Source organism: Pseudomonas sp. FEMGT703P (genome assembly GCF_002786345.1).
Taxonomy (GTDB): Bacteria; Pseudomonadota; Gammaproteobacteria; order Pseudomonadales; family Pseudomonadaceae; genus Aquipseudomonas; species Aquipseudomonas peli.
The window spans coordinates 131,566-151,320 of record NZ_PGCM01000003.1; the positions used below are offsets into that span (position 1 = coordinate 131,566).

The following is a 19,755-nucleotide window of genomic DNA, read 5'->3' on the forward strand; positions in this document are numbered from 1 at the left end:
GGGTGCGAGCCCTCAGGCAATCAGCGGCCCTGGCAGGCGTCGACGCGCAGCCAGCGTTCCAGCAGTTTGAAGCCGCGCACCAGCAGGAAGGCGATCAGCAGGTAGAACATCCCTGCCGCGAAGAAGATCTCCACCGGCAGATAGGTGCGAGCGATGATGGTTCGGGCCATGCCGGTCAGCTCTAGCAGGGTCACGGTGCTGGCCAGGGCGCTGGCCTTGAGCATCAGGATTACTTCGTTGCTGTAGGCCGGCAGGCCGATACGCGCGGCGCGTGGCAGAACGATATAGAACATCGTCTTGGCGCGCGACATGCCTAGCGCACGAGCGGCTTCGATCTCGCCCGGCGGCACGGCCTGAATCGCCCCGCGCAGGATCTCAGCGATGTAGGCTGCGGTGTGCAGGGTCATGGTCAGCACCGCGCACCAGTACGGTGAGCGCAGGTAGGGCCAGAGCGGGCCTTCGCGCACCGCATCGAACTGTGCCAGGCCGTAGTAGACCAGGAACAGTTGCACCAACAGTGGTGTGCCACGGAAGAAGAAAATGTAGCCATAGGGCAGGGCGCGCACATACCAGTGCCGCGACGCGCGGGCGATGCCCATCGGCAGGGCGAGAATCAACCCGGCGAGAACCGCTATACCCACCAGCTCCAGGGTAAGCAGGGCGCCTTCAGACAGGCGCGGCAGCCACTTGATGATCACGTTCCAGTTAAGGGCAGTTAGGCCGCTCCACAGCGCATAGGCAATAAGCGCAACGGCAACCGACCAGGCCGCGATTTCAGAGATCTTTCTCATGACGCGCTCCTGACAAAACCACGACTGGAGCGTTTTTCAAGGAAGTGCATGCCGATCATCGCCAGCACGGTCAGGCCCAGGTAGATAAAGGCCGCCACCATATAAAAGGTGAAAGGCTCCTTGCTGGCGGTCACGGCGATTTGCGAGCGGCGCATGATTTCTTCTAGGCCGATCACCGATACCAGTGCGGTGTCCTTCATCAGAATCATAAACAGATTCCCCAGGCCGGGCAGAGCGATGCGCCACATCTGCGGCAGGATCAGCCGCCAGAAGATCCGTGGTTTGGACATGCCCAAGGCTTGGCCGGCTTCGCGGTGACCTTTGGGGATGGCCAGGATCGCGCCACGAAACACTTCGGTGGCGTACGCGCCGAAACAGATGCCGAGGGCAATGGTGCCGGCGGCGAAGGCGTTCAGCTCAAGGCTTTCGATGCCGAGCAGGTCCGCCAGGTTGCGCATCAGCTGCACAGTGCCGAAATAAATCAACAACACCCAGAGCAGCTCGGGAATCCCGCGCACGATGGTCGAGTAGGTACCGCCAAGCCATTGCAGCGGCTTGTACGGGGAAGTCTTGGCGAGGGCGCCAAGCAAGCCGAGCACCAGACCCAGGCACAGCGCGCTAAGCGCCAGCTTGATGGTCATCAGGGTGCCAGCAGCCAGGGCCGGGCCGAATCCGTAGAGGTCGAAATTCATAGGGGCTCAGAAGCCTGCGCCGCCCGGGCGGGCGACGCAGTGCCGGCAGCTTAGTAGATGCTGAACGGGAAGTACTTGTCGTTGATCTTCTTGTAGGTGCCGTCAGCCACGATCTCGGCCAGTGCGGCGTTCAGCTTGTCGCGCAGGGCATCACCCTTACGAACGGCAATGCCGATCTTGTCGTTGTCGAATACCGGGTCGCCTTTGAACTCGAAGCTCTTGCCAGCGTCGCTCTTCAGCCATTCCCAGTTAACGAAGGTGTCAGCCAGCACGCCATCGAGACGGCCCGAGGACAGGTCGAGGTAGGCGTTTTCCTGGGTGTCGTACAGCTTGATGTCGACCACGCCATTAAGGTTGTCTTCCAGCCAGGTGCCAGCGATGGTTGCGCGCTGAGCGCCGATCACTTTGCCTTTCAGGCTGGCTTTATCAGTCTTGAAGTCGCCGCCTTTCGGGGCGATGAACTGCAGCTTGTTGGTGTAGTAGGGTTCGGTGAAGTCCACCGCCACTTTGCGTTCTTCGGTGATCGACATGGAGGCGATCAGGAAGTCGAATTTCTTCGCGTTCAGAGCCGGGATGATGCCGTCCCAGTCGGAGGTGACCACTTCGCACTCGACCTTCATTTTGGCGCACAGGGCCTGGCCGATTTCCACGTCAAAACCGCCGACCTGGCCACTGGCATCGATCAGGTTGAACGGTGGGTAAGCACCTTCGGTACCGATTTTCAGCTTGTCTGCGGCGACGGCGCTGGTGCCGAAGGCCAGTGTAGCGGCCGCGGCCAGCAGGATCTTCTTATAGTTCTGCATGCGTAGTTGCTCCGTGTTTTCAGTGATTGCTGGACATGAATTGTTTGCAGCGCGCCGAGTTGGGGTTGTCGAACACCTGCGCCGGGGAGCCCTGTTCTTCAACCAGCCCCTGATGCAGAAACACCACTTCGCTGGATACCTGACGGGCAAAGCCCATCTCATGGGTGACCAGTAACATGGTGCGGCCTTCTTCAGCGAGTGCGCGGATCACATTAAGCACTTCTTGTACCATCTCCGGGTCGAGGGCCGAGGTCGGCTCATCGAACAGGATGACTTTCGGCTGCATGGCCAGGGTGCGGGCAATCGCTGCACGTTGCTGCTGGCCGCCGGAAAGCTGATTCGGATAAACGTGACGCTTGTCGGCAATGCCGACCTTGGCCAGCAGCGCTTCGGCCATCTCGATGGCTTCGGCCTTGCTCTTGCCAAGCACGCGGCGGGGCGCTTCGATGATGTTGTCGAGCACGCTCATGTGTGGCCACAGATTGAAATTCTGGAAGACAAAGCCGATCTCGCTGCGCAGGCGATTGATCTGGCGGTTGTCGGCGGCGATCAAATCGCCATTCTTCGTGGCTTTGAGCTTGAGTTCCTCGCCGGCGACGATGATCTGTCCCTTGTGCGGGTTTTCCAGCAAATTGATGCAGCGCAGGAAGGTCGACTTGCCGGAGCCGGAAGAACCGAGGATGGAAATCACATCGCCGTCGCGAGCGGTGAGGGAGATGCCCTTGAGCACCTCAAGGTCGCCGTAGCGTTTATGCAGGTCGCGTATTTCCAGCGCGGGCGTGGCCTCGGCCATGGAGTGTCCTCTTATTCTTCGGGTGCGCTCAGGCGTTGCGTGGCCTTCCTGGCGAGGCGTCAAGCTAGCATAGCGTTTCGCTGACCGCCAAGCCGTTTACCGGCCAGGGCGTGCTTGCTCGGTCACGCTGTCGCTTGGCTGCAGTTGGCTGTCGCGCGTGCACAATTTCAGTGGGGGTAATCAGCGCTTGCCCGGTAAATTTCAGGCAAGAAAAAACCCCAAGGAATTTAACTTCACTTGGGGTTTCTCGGTATTCATGGTGCCCAGGGACGGAATCGAACCGCCGACACGGGGATTTTCAATCCCCTGCTCTACCGACTGAGCTACCTGGGCCAACGGGGCGCTATTAGACGGATTTGAAGGGTGGGTGTCAAGCGTGAGTTTGAAAAATATTTAATTATTACGGGCGGTTAGCTGCGAACGGAGGTTTTGCGGGCGTGTTATGGCCAGCAGGGGCGTTTGTAGCTGCTGGCCAATGTGCAGCTGTTACGCGCTGGGCGGTACGTAGCCGTCGGCTTGGGCGTATTCCTCGCCGGAGAGGAATTTGTCCATCTCGACCTGGAGGAATTTGCGGTCTTCGGCGTTCATCATGTTCAGGCGACGTTCGTTGATCAGCAGGGTCTGGTGCTTCTGCCATTCGTCCCAGGCTTGCTTGGATACGTTGTTGAAGATGTCCTCACCTTTGGCACCTGGGTAGGGCGGGCGGTCCAGGCCGGGGAGTTCCTGCTTGTGTTTGCGGCACTGTACGGTGCGGGTCATGGCGTTTCTCCAGTATTTGCTGCGAGTGCATCGGCCGCGCGCTTCAGCAGTTTCTTTACTGGGGCGGCGAGGCCCAGGCGCGGCGGGGTGGCGAGGTTATACCAGAGCCAGTCAACCTCGGCCACGGCAGCAGGCGCGGCGTCGACCTGCACCAGCCAGGGCTCTATGGCCAGCTGAAAGTGGCTGAAGGTGTGGGTCAGGCCGCTCAGCTCGCGTTGTGCGCCGAGCTGCAAACCGTGTTGGCTGGCCAAGCTGTTGATAGCATTCGCATGCTCCAGCTCTGGCAGGCTCCACAAGCCGCCCCAGAGGCCGCTTGAAGGGCGCCGGTAAAGCAGCACCTCGCCGTTGCGGTTGGCGAAGATCGGCATCAGCGTGCGTTTCTGCGGCAGCGCCTTGCGCGGCTTAGGGATTGGGTAGCGGATTTCCAGGCCGAGTAGGTGCGCCTGGCAGCCACTTTTCAGCGGGCATAACAGGCAGCTGGGTTTGCTGCGGGTACACAGGGTGGCGCCTAGATCCATCATCGCCTGGGTGTAATGGTTGACTCTGGCGTGCGGGGTATAGCGCTCGGCTACATCCCACAGCTGTTTCGCCACCTTTGGCTCGCCGGGATAGCCTTCCTGCGCCACGTAGCGCGCCAGGACGCGTTTGACGTTACCGTCGAGGATCGGTGCACGCAGGCCCATGCTCAGGCTGGCGATGGCGCCGGCGGTAGAGCGGCCGATGCCGGGAAGTTCGGTGAGCTGGTCGACATCGCGGGGGAAGTCGCCGGCATGTTCGCGCATAACGATCTGCGCGGTCTTTTGCAGGTTGCGCGCGCGAGTGTAGTAACCGAGGCCTGTCCACAGGTGCAGCACTTCGTCTTCCGGTGCTGCGGCCAGGTCATTTACCGTCGGCAATGCGGCCATAAAACGGTCGAAATAACCGAGCACGGTGCTGACCTGGGTTTGCTGCAGCATAATCTCCGAGACCCAGACACGGTAAGGCGTTATGCCCTGTTGCCAGGGCAGATCCTTGCGCCCGTGGCTGTCGTACCAATTCAGTACTGCGTCAGAAAATTGCTCGGGGCTCATCGGTTGAACAGGCCTTTGAGTGCATCTTTCAGCTCGGGGCTGACTTTATCGCCGAGTTTTTCTTCAATCTTCTCATTGAGCTTGTTGCCGGCGAGTTTGGCGGCGACCTTGCCCAGGCCGTCCTGATCCAGACGGCAGGCCTTGCCGCCCATCTCCAGCGGGCCACGACAGCGTACTGGCCATTCGATGCCGACATAGCGCTCGTTGACCTGGCAGGCCGGGTCAGGCATTTCGCGTTGATCGCCAGTGATGGTGATGCCGGCGCGGTAGTCGAGGCCGAGGATGCGCAGGTCCAAATCGCCATTGCCGCTGACCGCCAGGCCCGGAATAACGGCCTTGAGGTCGGGGTTGTGGGCCACACCGTTACGCAGGATCAGGCTGCCTTGCAGGGTTTCGAAGGGTGTGTCCTTGCCGCGTGGGTCGCTGCTCAGGGATTTGCGGTTGAGCGTGGCGATGCCGCGGCACAGTTGCTGTTCCAGGTTGGCGTCGACCAGCACGCCGTCGTTGAGCAGGAAGCTGGCCTCGCCCGTCAGTCCGTCGATCCAGGCGCGCTGGCTGTTGCCGCTGGTGGCCAGGTTGGCGTTGAGGTCCAGCAGGCCTTTGACCGGTGACGGCTGATCGGGCTTTTTCAGGAACGGCTCAACCGGGATGCCGCTGAGGTTTTTCTGCACACTAAGCAGCGGCACAGCCGGGCGCACGTCGATGCTGGCCTTGGCGTCGAAGCTGCCGTTACCGATGTTGCCGCGCACATCCTGCAGCGTCAGCAGGCCGCCTTTGCTTTGTGCCTTGACGCTGAAGTTATTGATCGCTTGTTGCTGAGCTGTGAGCTGGTCCAGGCCAATATCGAGCTGCATATCGAGCTTGCGCAGTGTCTCGATCGGCAGTACTTCGCTGCTGCTCCAGGCGTGCTGGGTCGGTGCGTCGGGTAATGGTGTGCTGCCACTCTGCCCGGCACTGGCGACGCTGGCTTTGACCTCGGCTTTGCGGGCGGCGCCAGCGTCCTTGGCATCTTTGGAGGGCGCGGGCAGGTAACGGTCGAGGTTCAGTTGGTCGCCCTTGAGTTGCACGCGCAGGGCCTGTTTGGCGAAGTCGGCTACCGCCAGTTGCCCGCTGAAGTGGCTGTCATCCAGGGTCAGCTTGAGGTCTTCGAAGGTCAGGCTGTTATCGGTGCCGTTGAGGCGGGTGACCAGTTCAAATTGGCTGAGGGTTTTGTCGTCATTCATCGGCGGCAGTTTCTGGCCGATGGTGGCGAGGAACTCGCGCAGGTTGAGTGGTGCAATCGACAGGCCGCCGCTGAGTTTTGGCTGCTTGTCGAGGTCGCGGACTTTCAACTCGCCGAGGGCGCGCAACTGGTTGCCGGAGAGTTTCAGACCGTTCCATTCGGCAACTTGAGCGGCCAGATCAACCAAAAGTTGGCCCTGTGCCGAGTAGGTCAGGGTCTGGCCGTCGAAAGGCTCGCCGGAGACCTCCCCGGAGAACTTGGCGTCTTCCAGCTGATAGCGCTTGAGTGCGCGGTCGAAGCGCAGTTCGCCTTGCAGCTCGCTGCGTGCGCGCAGTACCGGTTTGTTGAGGCCGAAGAAGGCGCTGAGTTTGACCGGGATGCCCGCGCCTTCGCGTATTGCGCCGGTGGTCAGCTGGATGCTCTCGGCGCTGAACTGCTGGCCTTTCTGTGCGTCGTGGTAGTCGATGCGCGCGCTGTTGACGATCAGGCTATCGATATCCAGTTTCAAAGGCTGGCTGCTTTCGCCTGGCTCGGTGGCTGGGCTGTCGGTCTGTGCGCTATCGGTGCTCGATGCTTGGGCGTCGGGTGTTGCAGTCGTGGCACTGGCCGGTTTGCCGACATCTTCCCAGTTGCTGCGACCTTTCTCGTCGCGCTGCAGGTTGAGGTTTAGGCCATCAATGCGGATGTCGCTCATCTGCACTTCTTTGTGCAGCAGCGGCAGTACGCGTACCGACAGGCCGAGTAGGCGCAGATCGGCGAACGGTTTGTCCGGAGTGCTGACGCTCGCGAGGGTGGCGTCGGTCAGCTCCAGGCCGAGCCAGGGGAACAGGCTCCAGCCGATATCGCCCTTGAGGGTCAGCTCCAGGTTGGCCTTTTCGCGGGCAAGCTGGCGGATTTCGTCTTTGTAATCGTTGGGATCGAACAGGTGGGTAAGGGCAAAGCCCAGCGCCACGATGATCAGCAAGAGCCCGAGAAAAAACAGGCCGAGAATTTTGCCGAGCGCTTTCATGTGCGAATCCTTGTTTCGAAACGAGATGGTGAAGAGCTGCAATTCGAGCCGGCGAGTATAGCGCCAGCGTTTTTACCTTGACCGCCGACAGTCCCGTTTACGCGGTGATTTTGCAAGCGGCTTTTGCAGGTGCGCAGCGTGGCTGGCTCTGGCCGGGCCCGTCGCGCCTGGGCTTTCGAACCGTCTGCTCTGGCAGTTGGATAGGTAAGTCGGTGGCCGGTTCCCTGCTCGGGGTGAGTTTCCCCACGGGCTCGCGCAGGCTGCGAGGCTTCGGTTGGGCCAATAGTCTGTGCCTCTGATCGCCGCCGGTAGCCGCCCAGGCGGATGCCCGCCTATAATGCCAGCCTTTTTCCGTGGGCAATTTCTGGAGCTGGTGATGGCCGAACGTACGGCATCCGTCGAGCGCAATACCCTGGAGACCCAGATCAAGGTCTCGATCAACCTGGATGGGACTGGTAAGGCCAAGTTCGATATTGGCGTGCCGTTCCTTGAGCACATGCTCGATCAGATCGCCCGTCATGGCCTGATCGACCTGGATATCCAGTGCAAGGGCGACCTGCATATCGATGACCACCACACCGTGGAAGACGTCGGCATCACTCTTGGGCAGGCCTTTACCCAGGCCATCGGCGACAAAAAGGGCATGACTCGTTACGGCCATTCCTACGTGCCGCTGGATGAAGCGCTGTCGCGCGTGGTGATCGACTTCTCTGGCCGTCCAGGCCTGCAGATGCACGTGCCATTTACCCGCGCCGTGGTCGGCGGTTTCGATGTGGATCTGTTTCAGGAGTTCTTCCAGGGCTTCGTCAACCACGCGCTGGTTTCGCTGCACATCGACAACCTGCGTGGCACCAATACCCACCACCAGATTGAAACGGTGTTCAAAGCGTTTGGTCGCGCCCTGCGCATGGCCGTGACGCTGGATGAGCGCATGGCCGGGCAGATGCCGTCGACCAAGGGCTGCCTGTAAATGCAGACAGTTGCAGTAATCGACTACGGCATGGGCAACCTGCACTCGGTGGCCAAAGCCTTGGAGCACGTCGGTGCCGGCAAGGTGCTGGTGACCAGTGATGCCCAGGTGATTCGCGAAGCCGATCGCGTGGTATTCCCCGGTGTGGGTGCGATCCGCGATTGCATGGCCGAGATCAAGCGCCTGGGCTTCGACAGCCTGGTGCGGGAAGTCAGCGCGGATCGGCCGTTTCTCGGCATCTGTGTGGGCATGCAGGCGCTGCTGGAGCACAGCGAAGAGAACGATGGCGTTGATTGCATTGGTCTGTTCCCCGGCAAAGTGCGCTTCTTCGGCAAGGACATGGTCGAAGACGGCGAGCCGCTGAAGGTGCCCCACATGGGCTGGAACGAGGTGGCGCAGTCGGTCAAGCACCCGCTGTGGCACAACATTCCGGACCTGGCGCGTTTCTACTTCGTGCACAGCTATTACATCGAGGCTGGTAACCCCAAGCAGGTGGTCGGCCGTGGCCATTACGGCAAGGACTTCGCCGCGGCGCTGGCTGAAGGCTCGCGCTTTGCCGTGCAGTTCCACCCGGAAAAAAGCCACACCCACGGCCTGCAGCTGCTGCAGAACTTCGCCGCCTGGGATGGTCGCTGGTAAATGAGCCGGGCCAAGCAGAAGCCGCCGATTCTCACCCTCTCTGTTGAGCAGGAGCGTGAAGCGACCAATGCTCTCAAGCGTTTTATGGAAGAGCGCTTCGAGCTGCAGCTGGGTTCGTTCGAAGCGGCGGAAATCCTTGAGCTGTTTGCCCGCGAGATTGCGCCGCACTACTACAACCGGGCGGTTTTCGATGTGCAGACTCACCTGAAAGAACGGTTCGAGAGCATCGAAAGCGACCTTTGGGCACTCGAAAAGAGCTGACCCACCGAATTCACACGACTTGAGCAGGTTCAACCGATGCTGATTATCCCCGCTATCGATCTGAAGGACGGCGCCTGCGTGCGTCTGCGCCAGGGCCGTATGGAAGACTCCACGGTGTTTTCCGATGACCCGGTGAGCATGGCTGCCAAATGGGTCGAGGGTGGCTGCCGTCGTCTGCACCTGGTTGACCTCAATGGTGCCTTCGAAGGCCAGCCGGTTAACGGCGAAGTGGTCACCGCCATCGCCAAGCGCTACCCGACGCTGCCGATCCAGATTGGCGGTGGCATCCGCACCCTGGAAACCATCGAGCACTACGTGCGGGCCGGCGTCAGCTACGTGATCATCGGCACCAAGGCGGTGAAAGATCCGCAGTTTGTCACCGATGCCTGCAAAGCCTTTCCGGGCAAGGTGATCGTCGGCCTGGACGCCAAAGATGGCTTCGTCGCCACCGACGGCTGGGCGGAAGTGTCGACTGTGCAAGCGACTGACCTGGCCAAGCGTTTCGAGGCTGATGGCGTCTCGGCCATCGTTTATACCGACATCGCTAAAGACGGCATGATGCAGGGCTGCAATATCGAAGCCACGGCGGCCCTGGCGGCGGCCAGCCGTATCCCGGTGATCGCCTCCGGCGGCATTCATAACCTGGGCGATATCGAGAAGCTGCTGCTGGCGCGTTCGCCCGGCATCATCGGTGCCATCACCGGCCGTGCCATCTATGAAGGCACTCTGGATGTGGCTGAAGCGCAGACCTTCTGCGACAACTTCAAGGGCTGATTCGTCTGCTCTTGCGGTGAGCGCCGCCTGGGCGGCCCCGCGATACCCTACGGAAATACCGATATGGCATTGGCTAAACGCATCATCCCCTGCCTCGACGTGGACAACGGCCGCGTGGTCAAGGGCGTCCAGTTCGAGAATATCCGCGACGCCGGTGACCCGGTGGAAATCGCCCGGCGTTACGACGAGCAGGGTGCTGATGAGATTACCTTTCTCGACATCACCGCCAGCGTCGACGGCCGCGACACCACGCTGCATACCGTCGAGCGCATGGCCAGCCAGGTGTTTATTCCGCTGACTGTCGGTGGCGGTGTGCGCACCGTGCAGGACATCCGCAACCTGCTGAATGCCGGCGCGGACAAGGTGTCGATCAACACCGCTGCTGTGTTTACCCCGGAGTTTGTCGGTGAAGCGGCCTCACGCTTCGGCTCGCAGTGCATTGTCGTGGCCATCGACGCGAAGAAAGTTTCCAAGCCGGGCGAAGCGCCGCGCTGGGAAATTTTCACTCATGGCGGGCGCAAGCCCACCGGCCTGGATGCTGTGCTCTGGGCGAAAAAGATGGAAGACCTCGGCGCCGGTGAAATCCTCCTGACCAGCATGGATCAGGATGGCGTTAAAAGCGGCTACGACCTGGGCGTGACCCGCGCCATCAGCGAAATGGTTGGCATCCCGGTGATCGCTTCCGGCGGCGTCGGCAATCTGCAGCACCTGGCTGACGGCATCATCGAAGGCAAAGCGGCGGCCGTGCTGGCGGCGAGCATCTTCCACTTCGGTGAATACACCGTGCCGGAAGCCAAGGCCTACATGGCCGCTCGCGGGATTGTCGTGCGCTAAACCTCGCTGGCCGGCAGCCCTGTCAGCGAGTTGGCAGGTCAGTGAGCGTTGCCACCTTGTGCGAAGGGGCAACGAGTTGTGCGCCAGCGTCACCCCGTAAGCCGTTTCCCGTAAGGGCCGTTCAAACCGCTACGCATCGCACTCAATGCCTTACGTTTGCCGTGCGCGTATGACGATTGTTGTGACTGCCCTGAATCAAAGCTGGATTAGACATGCAAGTTGATGCTGTTATTACTTGGGTTGATGGAGGCGACGCTAATTGGCGGGCCAAGCGTGAATATCACTCAGGTGAACCGCACCAAGACTTTCTGCCCTTTGCCAACGGCGAGGGCCGCTATCGAGATAACGACGATTTGTTGTTTTTGCTTCGCTCGATGGAGCAGTTCTGGGGCATAGACGGCAACATCTTTATTGTCACCGATCAGCAAGTACCGGGCTTTATCGCGGAGCACCCTCGGCTGCGCATCGTTGACCATTCGCAGATTCTGGATGCGCGCTATCTTCCGACATTTTCATCCCGGGCGATCGAGTCGGCGCTGCACCATATCCCCGACCTAGCGGAACACTTCGTTTCATTCAACGATGATCAAATGCTAACCCGGCATGTTCAGCCCAAAGACTTTTTCAGCGCGGTTGGCGCTATGGTGTTCTTAACCCGAGAGGCTATTCCAACCAGTGATGCCGATCTGCAGCTGTCGGGTCATAACGATGCCAGTAACGCGCGGCATTGGATGCAAAAAAACTATGGCGCATCGAGCATCGCGTTCATCCCTGAGCACGCCCCCAAAGGCATTCGTAAGAGCTGGATGATGGAGCTTGAAGCGGCGCACCCTGATATTTTCGACGAGGTCCGTCAGGAAAAATTCAGGCGCAGGACAGGCCAAAGCATCCTGGCTAATTTATACCTTGATTGGTGTGCGACCCATGGACGAGCAGATATTGACTGGGAGCAGTGCCGCTACCTGTTCACCGATGATGTGGAGAATGACCGGGTGGCGTCGCTGCTTGACTCGCTCGGGCGTCATCTATGCATCTGCATCAACGACACGACTGACGACCGCTCTGACATCGCAAAAATGCGCGATAAGCTGGATCGAATACGCACAGAGCTGTTCCCGCGCCCGAGTTACTTTGAGTCATCACGCGGCTCCGCATCTGTTAGCTCATAAGCTCGCGCACCCTCAGATGTAATCGCGCCTTTGTGGTCCCTAGTTGCGTAGCCCCCCCAAACCTCATCATGTGCCGCCGCTAGGCGGAGCTACAAATACGCCCGCGTGCCCCCACTCATTTAAAAACGAAGCAATTTAACGGCTAGCTCGGCGATGTCTACATGTGGCCGCTGGTTTGGGCCTATCAACAGGCAGCCCTGCCGGCCACTGCTGCGGGCGAGTCGACAGCAAAATGTCGACTCGCCCGCTAAAATCAGATTGTCTGCGTTCGGGTTGATACATTCAGCATCCCGCAGCGCCCCTCTTTTTATAAATGGCATTTCTATACACGGAGTTCTTATGTCCGCTATCCGGCTATTCACCGCAGTGTGGCTGTTGTGTGCCGTCAGCCTGGCTCGCGCAGAGCCTTTGGTTCTGCTGACTGAAAACCTGCCGCCGTTCAGCATGGCGGCTAACGGCGGCAACTTCGCCAAGGATGCTGATGTTCAGGGCATTAGCGGCGATACAGTGCGTGCGCTGTGCAGCAAGGCACAGCTTGAGTGCCAGATGATCCTGCGCTTCCCGTGGGATCGTCAGTACAAGCAGGCATTAGAGAACAAAGGGTATGGGGTGTTTTCCACGATTCGTACGCCGGATCGTGAATCGCTGTTCAAGTGGGTTGGGCCGATTGCCGTGAGCGACTGGGTGTTGCTGGCCAAGGCCGATAGCAGCATTACGTTGAACAGCCTGGATCAGGCCGGTGCCTACAAGATCGGCGGTTATCGCAATGATGCGATTTCACAGTTTCTGATCGACCGTGGCGTGACGGTACAAACCAGCCTGCAGGACAAGGAAAACCTCAACAAGCTGGAGAAGGGCGTGATCGACCTGTGGGCCACCGATGAAGTCGGCGGGCGCTACATGGCTAAGCAGTCGCCACTGGGTGCGCTCAAGGTGGTACATCGCTTTAACAGTGCTGACCTCTACTTGGCGCTGAATAAAGAGACACCCGATGATGTGGTGCAGAAGTTGCAAAAAGCGTTGGACGATATACGCGCTCAAGGTGGATTGACCGCTATCAAAGACGGTTATCTTTAACCCGCTGCTGTCGATCCCCTCGGCAAACCTGGGCTGGGCTTAGCCGGACGTGCTGGGTATGCTTGCATGCTCAGCCCAACTATCGATGTGAGACATCATGTTTAAACACTTACTAGCCGCCCTTGCCGGCACAGTTATGGTGCTTGCGGGCAGTGCTCGGGCCGAAATTGACCCGAACTACCGCATGGTTCTACTGACCGAGAATTTCCCGCCGTACAACATGGCGATCAACGGCAAGAACTTCGCTCAGGAAGACAATATTGACGGCATTGCCGTGGACATCATCCGTGAGATGTTCAAGCGTGCCGGCATTCAATACAACATGACCCTGCGCTTCCCTTGGGACCGCATCTATAAGCTGGCGCTGGAAAAGCCTGGCTATGGCGTGTTTGTTGCGGCGCGCTTGCCGGAGCGTGAGGCGCTGTTCAAGTGGGTTGGCCCGATTGGTCCGGATGACTGGGTGCTGCTCGGCAAGGCCGATAGCAGTATTACCCTGAACAGCCTGGACGACGCCAAACAGTACAAGGTTGGCGCTTACAAGGGCGACGCGATTGCCGAGCACTTGGTGGAAAAAGGTCTGGAACCGATTACCGCTCTGCGCGACACGGAAAACGCCAAGAAGCTGATGGCCGGCCAGATTGATCTGTGGGCCACCGGCGACCCCGCCGGCCGCTACCTGGCCAAGCAGGAGGGCATCTCCGGGCTGAAAACCATTCTGCGTTTCGATAGTGCAGAGTTGTATCTGGCGCTGAATAAAGAAGTGCCGGATGAAGTTGTGCAGAAGCTGCAAGCCGAGCTGGACAAGATGCGCAGCGAAGGTTTTGTCGACGATATTCTGAACAACTACCTGTAATACGCAAAACCAGTGGGCCGGTCACAAACCGGCCCGCGGCCATGGATGGTTGACGCCACGTACCATACGTCGCCGGGCACCCGCCCGAGCAAGGATGCCGCTAGCCATAATCACAATTCATGCGAGCGGAATGACCTATGTTAAAAACCCTGAAAGCCAGCCTGTTGTTCGGGCTTGTCCTGAGTGCCTGTGCTGCCCGTGCAGAGCTTCCAGCCGATTACAAAGTGGTGTTGCTGACCGAGAACTTCCCGCCGTTCAACATGGCGGTGGATGACAAGAACTTTGCCCGTGATGACGGTATCGACGGCATCAGTGCCGAGATTGTCCGTGCGATGTTCAAGCGTGCCGGCATCAACTACACGCTGACCCTGCGCTTCCCTTGGGACCGCTTATACCGCCTGACCCTGGACAAACCCAACTACGGCTTGTTCTCCACCACGTTCACTGCTGAACGTCAGCCTCTGTTCAAGTGGGTGGGACCATTGGCTAAAACCGGTTGGGTGCTGCTGGCAGCGCCAGGTAATAACGTCAGTGTCGCTAGCCTCAAAGATGCAGCGCAGTACCAAATTGGCGCCTACAAAAATGACGCGGTTAGCCAGCATCTGGAAAGCCAAGGGCTGAGTCCGGTCAATGCGCTGCGTGATCAGGAGAACATCAAGAAGCTGCTCAGCGGCAAGATCGACCTGTGGGCTACCACTGATCCCGTGGGACGCTATCTGGCCAAGCAGGAGGGCGTCAGTGGTCTGAATACCGCGCTGCGCTTTAACGAGGCTGAGCTGTACCTGGCGCTTAACAAGGACACCCCGGATGAGGTGGTGCAGCGTCTGCAGAAAGCATTGGATGAACTGCGCGCCGAAGGCTTTATTGACGAGATGACCAATAACTACCTGTAGTCGCAGGCGTTATTAAAAAGCCCGACCTTGATTACTCAAGGTCGGGCTTTTTTTAGCGCTGTGCCTCTACAGGTGAAACCTAGTCGCCGCGGGTGACGCTCAGGCCCTTGAGCAGGTTGAGGGCTTGGCTGAGTTGGTAGTCGTCATCCTGTGGGCGTGCCGGTGCGCTGGTCTTGCCTTTGCTTGGCTTATCGGCGCCGCCGTTGCCATTGCCCAGGTGGCCTTGCAGGTCGGCTTCCTTGATGGTTTCGTCGCCCTGTTCGCGGGTTAGCTTGGCGCGCGCCACTTCGATGTCCGGCACGATGCCTTGAGCCTGAATCGAGCGGCCGTTAGGCGTGAAGTACAACGCCGTGGTGAGCTTCAGGGCGCGATCATTGTTCAGTGGCAGCACGGTCTGTACCGAGCCCTTGCCGAAGCTATCAGTGCCCATCAGCACGCCACGCTTGTGATCCTGCAGGGCGCCGGCGACGATTTCGGAGGCCGAGGCGCTGCCGCCGTTGATCAGCACGACCAGGGGCACGCCTTCGCTGGCGTCGGCCGGGTCGGCATTGAAGCGCAGTTCGGAGTTGGCGATGCGTCCTTCGGTGTAGACGATCAGGCCTTTCTTGAGGAAGTGATCGGTGACTTCCACGGCTGCCTGCAGCACGCCGCCAGGGTTGTTACGCAAATCGAGCACCAGGCCGCGCAGCTTCTTGCCGTTGTCTTTACGCAGTTTAGCCAGGGCCTTGCCGACTTCTTCACCGCTGTTGACCTGGAACTGGGTGATGCGTATGTAGCCGTAGCCATCGTCAAGCAGCTGGCTCTTCACGCTCCTGACCTTGATCACGGCGCGTGTCAGTTCAACATCGAAGGGCTTGCCGCCTTCACGCACTAAGGTCAGTTCGATGTCACTGCCAGCTTTGCCGCGCATCTTCTCCACGGCTTCCATCAGCGATAGGCCCTTGGTTGGCTGGCCGTCGATCTTCACGATCAGGTCGCCTGGTTGGATGCCGGCCGCAGAGGCTGGGGTGTCATCAATCGGCGAGACCACCTTGAGGAAGCCATCCTCGGTGCCGAGCTCAATGCCCAGGCCGCCGAATTCGCCGCTGGTGCTCTCTTGCAAGTCGCGGAAGGCTTCCGGCTCCAGGTAGGCCGAGTGCGGGTCAAGGTTGCTGAGCATGCCCTTGATCGCGTTTTCCAGCAGGGTTTTGTCCGTGACCGGCTCAACATAGGCGGACTTGATGCGATCCATCACCTCGGCAAAGGTGCGCAGGTCGTCCAGCGGCAGTGGCGCGCTGTCGTTGGCGGTGGCCGGTGCTTCGGCTGGCGCGGCAAAGGCGGCAGTGCTACCCAGCAGGGTAACGGCCAGCGCGAGGGCGGTGAGGCGGAACAGATGCGGCATGTCGAACTTACTCCTGTCCTGAATCGGTAATCGCAGCACTTATCCTTGTGCGCGGCACCATTGAGCGGGGTCGATCGGGCGGCCCTGCTGGCGAATTGCGAAATACAGTGCTGAGGTTTCCTGGCCACCGCTGTTGCCAACGGTGGCGATGGCTTCGCCGGCTTTGACCACATCCCCGGCGTCTTTGAGCAGGCTCTGGTTATGCCCGTAGAGGCTCAGGTAGCCGTTGCCATGGTCGAGAATGACCAGAAGCCCGGCGCCACGCAACCAGTCGGCAAACACCACGCGCCCGCCATGCACGGCATGCACCTGGCTGCCAGCGGATGCGCCGATCAGCACACCGTCCCATTTGGTACGGGCATCGCCGCCACGCGGTGTGCCGTAGCGAGCCACCAGGCGACCATCAACTGGCCAGGGCAGTTTGCCGCGGGCTTTGGCAAATGGGCCGCCGAAGCTGGCGCCAGAACTTACCAGTGGACCTGTCGGCGCGGTATTAGTGCTGTTGCGCGATTGTTCACGTTCGGCGAGCAGGGCTTGTTGACGCGCGGCTTCAGCTTCACGGGCCTGGCGGGCAAGGGTTTCTTCAATGGTTTTCAGCACGCGGGCCAGGTTGGCTTGTTCCTGCTGGCGGGCCTTGAGCTTATGGTCGCGAGCGGAGAATTCCTTGTTCAGCTTGACCAGGGCCAGCTGACGCTCCTTTCGTACGCTGGCGAGCTGTTCGCGGCGACCATCCAGGGCGCTCTTCTGCTCCAGTAACTGGTTCTGCTGGTTGGCGATGTCCTGCTCGACGTTAGCCAGCTGGCGCAGGGTTTCATTGAAGGTCGCAAGTTGTTCCATGCGCGCTTCGCTGAGGTAGTCGTAGTAGGTCAGGGTGCGTGAGAACTTTTCTGGGTTCTGCTGGTTGAGGAGCAGCTTGACGTACTCCTGGCGCCCGCTCTGGTAAGCGGCGCGGGCCTGGATGCCGATCAGGCGTTGCTGTTCAAGGCGCGCGCCCTCAAGTTTTTTTTTCTCGGTATCGAGGCGCTGGATTTCCTCTTCGCTCTTCTTCAGGTCCTGCTGCAGGCCTTTGACCTGCTTCTCCAGCTGGCCCATCTCGCTTTCGGTTTTCTTCAGGTCTTTCTGCACGCCGGATTTTTCCTGCTGCAGCTTTTCCAGCAGTTGCTTCAGCTCGGCGACATCGGCGCGCGCGGCATCCAGTTGCTTCTGCGCATCGCTCTTCTCGTCGGCGATCGCAGGCGTCAGCAGGAGGGTCAGGAAAATAAGGGCGAGGGCACGAAACATGGGGCGGGCGGCACCTGAATTAAGAACGCGCCTAGTATGCCTAAAAAATGGCCGGGAGCCATGGTTAACGTCACGTTGCGACGGCCCGCAGGCCAGGCATTGCACCTGGCTGCGGGCAGTTGCTTAGTTCAGCTCGACGATGCTGGTGCCGGTCATTTCCGCGGGTACTGGCAAACCCATCAGAGTCAGCAGGGTCGGGGCTACGTCGGCCAGTACACCGCCTGAACGGATTGTCGCCGGACGTTTGCCAACGTAGATGAAGGGCACGGGCTCGCAGGTGTGTGCGGTGTGCGCCTGGCCGGTGCTTTCATCCGCCATCTGCTCGACGTTGCCGTGGTCGGCGGTGATCAGCGCTTCACCGCCGACTTTATCCAGTGCGGCAACGATGCGGCCGACGCAGCCGTCCAGGCACTCCACGGCGGCCACGGCAGCGGAAAACACGCCGGTGTGGCCGACCATGTCGCCGTTGGCGTAGTTGACGACGATCACGTCATAACGCTGGTTTTCGATGGCATCGACGATCTTGTCGGTAACTTCCGGTGCGCTCATCTGCGGCTGCAGGTCATAGGTGGCGACGTTCGGTGACGGGATCAGGATGCGCTCTTCACCGGCGAAGGGTTCTTCACGGCCGCCGGAGAAGAAGAAGGTGACGTGGGCATATTTTTCGGTTTCGGCGATGCGCAGTTGGGTCTTGCCGTTATTCGCCAGGTATTCGCCGAGCACGTTGGTCAGGGCTTCCGGCTTGTAGGCGCTGGGTGTCGGGATGCTGGCAGCGTACTGGGTGAGCATGACGAAGTCGGCCAGTTGCGGCACGCGCGGGCGCTCGAATTCCTTGAAGCCCGGCTCGACAAAGGCGCGGGTCAGTTCGCGTGCGCGGTCGGCGCGGAAGTTCATAAAGACTACGGCGTCGCCGTCTTCCATGCGCACGGGCTCGCCAATGGTGGTGGCTTTGACGAATTCATCGCTTTCGCCACGCTCGTAGGCAGCATTCAGGCCTTCCACGGCAGTGGCAGCGTTGAACTGGCCGTGACCGTCGACCAGCAACCCGTAGGCCTGTTCGACGCGGTCCCAGCGGTTGTCGCGGTCCATCGCGAAGTAGCGACCGCTGAGGCTGGCGATGCGGCCCTTGCCGAGTTTGGCGAAGGTGGCGTCAAGCAGTTCAATGGACGGCTGTGCGCTTTTCGGTGGGGTGTCACGGCCGTCGAGGAAGGCGTGCAGGTAGATTTTTTCGGCACCGCGCTGAACGGCGAGTTCGGCCATGGCCACCAGATGATCCTGGTGGCTGTGTACGCCGCCATCGGAGAGTAGCCCGAGGATATGCACGGCTTTGCCGGCGCTGACAGCTTTATCGACTGCAGCGGTGATGGTTGGGTTGGTGAAGAACTCGCCATCACGAATGGCTTTGGTCACTCGGGTGAAGTCTTGATACACCACGCGGCCGGCACCGAGGTTCATGTGGCCGACCTCGGAATTGCCCATTTGTCCGTCTGGCAGGCCGACATCCATGCCTGAACCCGAGATCAGGCCGTGGGGCTGGGTGGCGCGCAGGTGGTCATAGACCGGCGTGTTGGCGGCCATGATGGCGTTGGATTCGGGGCTGTCACTGTGGCCGAAGCCATCGAGGATGATCAGTACCAGGGGTTTGGGCGTGGCGCTCATAAAGCTGGTTCGCTCTGGGTCGATGGGCGGGAAACAAGGCTGGGCATTTTACGGCCAAGTATGGAAAACGTCACCGCCGGGCGGGGTTTGGCCGACCTGTGCGGCTGTGTATACTGGCCGACATTTTACCGCCCCGGAACCGCACAATGCTTGCCAACTTGATTGAATTTGCCACTACCCACTATGTCCTGAGCGGTTTGTTCGCAACTCTGCTCGCGCTGCTGATCTTTACCGAAGCGCGCAAGGGCGGACAGAGCCTGAGCAGCCGCGAGCTGACCGCACTGGTTAACAGCGAGCAGGGCGTGGTGTTGGATATCCGCGGGCAGAAGGACTTTTCCGCTGGGCATATCGTCGGTGCACTGAATATCCCGTTCGAAAAATTCGCCGCTCGTATGGTTGAGCTGGACAAACACAAGGCCAAAACCATCATCGTGGTTGATGCCATGGGCCAGCACAGCGGCGGTGTTTGCCGTGACCTGAAAAAGGCCGGCTTCACCGCTGCCAAGCTGTCCGGCGGGATTGCCAGCTGGCGTGGCGACAACCTGCCATTGGTGAAGTGAGATGCAGCCTGTCGTCATCTATTCCAGCGATTGGTGCCCGTACTGCATCCGCGCCAAACAACTGCTGACGCACAAAGGCGTGGCCTTTAACGAGATCAAGGTTGATGGCAAGCCAGATGTGCGTGCTGAAATGACCCGCAAGGCGCGCCAGACCTCGGTGCCGCAGATCTGGATCGGCGACACCCATGTGGGTGGTTGCGATGATCTTTACACCTTGGAGCGCGCGGGCAAGCTCGACGCGCTGCTCAAGGCTTAATTCCCTGTT

Annotated in this window: 21 protein-coding genes and 1 tRNA gene; 11 read left to right on the top strand and 11 right to left on the bottom strand. The window is 59.9% G+C overall.

The window, feature by feature from the left end; all coding sequences use genetic code 11:
- Positions 1–20 precede the first annotated feature (20 nt).
- From CUR33_RS01465 to CUR33_RS01500, 8 genes are all read right to left on the bottom strand, one after another.
- Positions 21–791, bottom strand: coding sequence for an ABC transporter permease (locus tag CUR33_RS01465; protein WP_289238471.1), 771 nt, complete (start codon positions 789–791; stop codon positions 21–23).
- Complete coding sequence (locus CUR33_RS01470; protein WP_090254729.1) at positions 788–1,483, bottom strand: ABC transporter permease; 696 nt, start codon at positions 1,481–1,483, stop codon at positions 788–790. The genes CUR33_RS01465 and CUR33_RS01470 overlap by 4 nt, the downstream gene beginning before the upstream one ends.
- Positions 1,484–1,533: 50 nt before the next feature.
- Positions 1,534–2,286, bottom strand: a complete 753-nt coding sequence (locus CUR33_RS01475) for an ABC transporter substrate-binding protein (protein ID WP_167146441.1) — start codon at positions 2,284–2,286, stop codon at positions 1,534–1,536.
- 19 nt (positions 2,287–2,305) lie between these two features.
- Positions 2,306–3,079 (bottom strand): ABC transporter ATP-binding protein, encoded by a 774-nt coding sequence (locus CUR33_RS01480; RefSeq protein ID WP_282874308.1) that lies wholly within the window; start codon positions 3,077–3,079, stop codon positions 2,306–2,308.
- A 257-nt stretch (positions 3,080–3,336) separates the two neighbouring features.
- Positions 3,337–3,412 (bottom strand) — tRNA-Phe (locus CUR33_RS01485).
- A 153-nt stretch (positions 3,413–3,565) separates the two neighbouring features.
- Positions 3,566–3,838 (bottom strand): oxidative damage protection protein, encoded by a 273-nt coding sequence (locus tag CUR33_RS01490; RefSeq protein WP_090254736.1) that lies wholly within the window; start codon positions 3,836–3,838, stop codon positions 3,566–3,568.
- Positions 3,835–4,908 (bottom strand): A/G-specific adenine glycosylase, encoded by a 1,074-nt coding sequence (gene mutY, locus CUR33_RS01495; RefSeq protein ID WP_282874307.1) that lies wholly within the window; start codon positions 4,906–4,908, stop codon positions 3,835–3,837. The genes CUR33_RS01490 and mutY overlap by 4 nt, the downstream gene beginning before the upstream one ends.
- The gene (locus CUR33_RS01500) at positions 4,905–7,139 is read right to left on the bottom strand and encodes an AsmA family protein (protein WP_289238472.1); all 2,235 of its coding nucleotides are present in this window, start codon (positions 7,137–7,139) and stop codon (positions 4,905–4,907) included. The genes mutY and CUR33_RS01500 overlap by 4 nt, the downstream gene beginning before the upstream one ends.
- 376 nt (positions 7,140–7,515) lie before the next feature.
- Here CUR33_RS01500 and hisB point away from each other — a divergent pair, with 376 nt between their 5' ends.
- From hisB to CUR33_RS01545, 9 genes are all read left to right on the top strand, one after another.
- Positions 7,516–8,109: an imidazoleglycerol-phosphate dehydratase HisB gene (gene hisB / locus CUR33_RS01505; protein ID WP_090255169.1), complete on the top strand. Its 594-nt coding sequence runs from the start codon at positions 7,516–7,518 to the stop codon at positions 8,107–8,109.
- A complete protein-coding gene (hisH, locus tag CUR33_RS01510) occupies positions 8,110–8,748 on the top strand; it encodes an imidazole glycerol phosphate synthase subunit HisH (RefSeq protein WP_090254742.1) in 639 nt (212 codons plus the stop codon).
- A complete protein-coding gene (locus tag CUR33_RS01515; RefSeq protein WP_289238473.1) occupies positions 8,749–9,009 on the top strand; it encodes a DUF2164 domain-containing protein in 261 nt (86 codons plus the stop codon).
- 36 nt (positions 9,010–9,045) lie between these two features.
- Entirely contained in the window at positions 9,046–9,783 is a 738-nt protein-coding gene (gene hisA, locus CUR33_RS01520) for a 1-(5-phosphoribosyl)-5-[(5-phosphoribosylamino)methylideneamino]imidazole-4-carboxamide isomerase (RefSeq protein ID WP_090254746.1), read from the top strand.
- Positions 9,784–9,846: 63 nt separating this feature from the next.
- Positions 9,847–10,617 carry an imidazole glycerol phosphate synthase subunit HisF gene (gene hisF / locus CUR33_RS01525; protein WP_090254748.1) on the top strand — a complete coding sequence of 257 codons (771 nt, stop codon included), beginning with the start codon at positions 9,847–9,849 and terminating at the stop codon, positions 10,615–10,617.
- A gap of 212 nt (positions 10,618–10,829) precedes the next feature.
- Entirely contained in the window at positions 10,830–11,786 is a 957-nt protein-coding gene (locus tag CUR33_RS01530) for a stealth family protein (protein ID WP_160090228.1), read from the top strand.
- A 339-nt stretch (positions 11,787–12,125) separates the two neighbouring features.
- Positions 12,126–12,863 (top strand): substrate-binding periplasmic protein, encoded by a 738-nt coding sequence (locus CUR33_RS01535; RefSeq protein ID WP_289238474.1) that lies wholly within the window; start codon positions 12,126–12,128, stop codon positions 12,861–12,863.
- Positions 12,864–12,960: 97 nt separating this feature from the next.
- Positions 12,961–13,716, top strand: a complete 756-nt coding sequence (locus CUR33_RS01540) for a substrate-binding periplasmic protein (RefSeq protein ID WP_090254752.1) — start codon at positions 12,961–12,963, stop codon at positions 13,714–13,716.
- Between the two features lie 137 nt (positions 13,717–13,853).
- A complete protein-coding gene (locus CUR33_RS01545) occupies positions 13,854–14,609 on the top strand; it encodes a substrate-binding periplasmic protein (protein WP_160089766.1) in 756 nt (251 codons plus the stop codon).
- 79 nt (positions 14,610–14,688) lie between these two features.
- Here the strand turns inward: CUR33_RS01545 and CUR33_RS01550 are convergent, their stop codons facing one another.
- The 3 genes from CUR33_RS01550 to gpmI form a co-directional block, all read right to left on the bottom strand.
- A complete protein-coding gene (locus tag CUR33_RS01550) occupies positions 14,689–15,990 on the bottom strand; it encodes a S41 family peptidase (protein WP_289238475.1) in 1,302 nt (433 codons plus the stop codon).
- A 39-nt stretch (positions 15,991–16,029) separates the two neighbouring features.
- Positions 16,030–17,271 (bottom strand): murein hydrolase activator EnvC family protein, encoded by a 1,242-nt coding sequence (locus CUR33_RS01555; RefSeq protein WP_289238476.1) that lies wholly within the window; start codon positions 17,269–17,271, stop codon positions 16,030–16,032.
- Positions 17,272–17,394: 123 nt separating this feature from the next.
- Positions 17,395–18,930 carry a 2,3-bisphosphoglycerate-independent phosphoglycerate mutase gene (gene gpmI / locus CUR33_RS01560; RefSeq protein ID WP_289238477.1) on the bottom strand — a complete coding sequence of 512 codons (1,536 nt, stop codon included), beginning with the start codon at positions 18,928–18,930 and terminating at the stop codon, positions 17,395–17,397.
- Between the two features lie 146 nt (positions 18,931–19,076).
- On the opposite strand from gpmI, the gene CUR33_RS01565 reads away from it, so the two are divergent.
- On the top strand, positions 19,077–19,490 hold the full coding sequence (locus CUR33_RS01565; RefSeq protein WP_090254763.1) for a rhodanese-like domain-containing protein: 414 nt from the start codon (positions 19,077–19,079) through the stop codon (positions 19,488–19,490).
- Between the two features lies 1 nt (position 19,491).
- Complete coding sequence (gene grxC / locus CUR33_RS01570; protein WP_289238478.1) at positions 19,492–19,746, top strand: glutaredoxin 3; 255 nt, start codon at positions 19,492–19,494, stop codon at positions 19,744–19,746.
- The last annotated feature ends 9 nt before the right edge of the window (positions 19,747–19,755 follow it).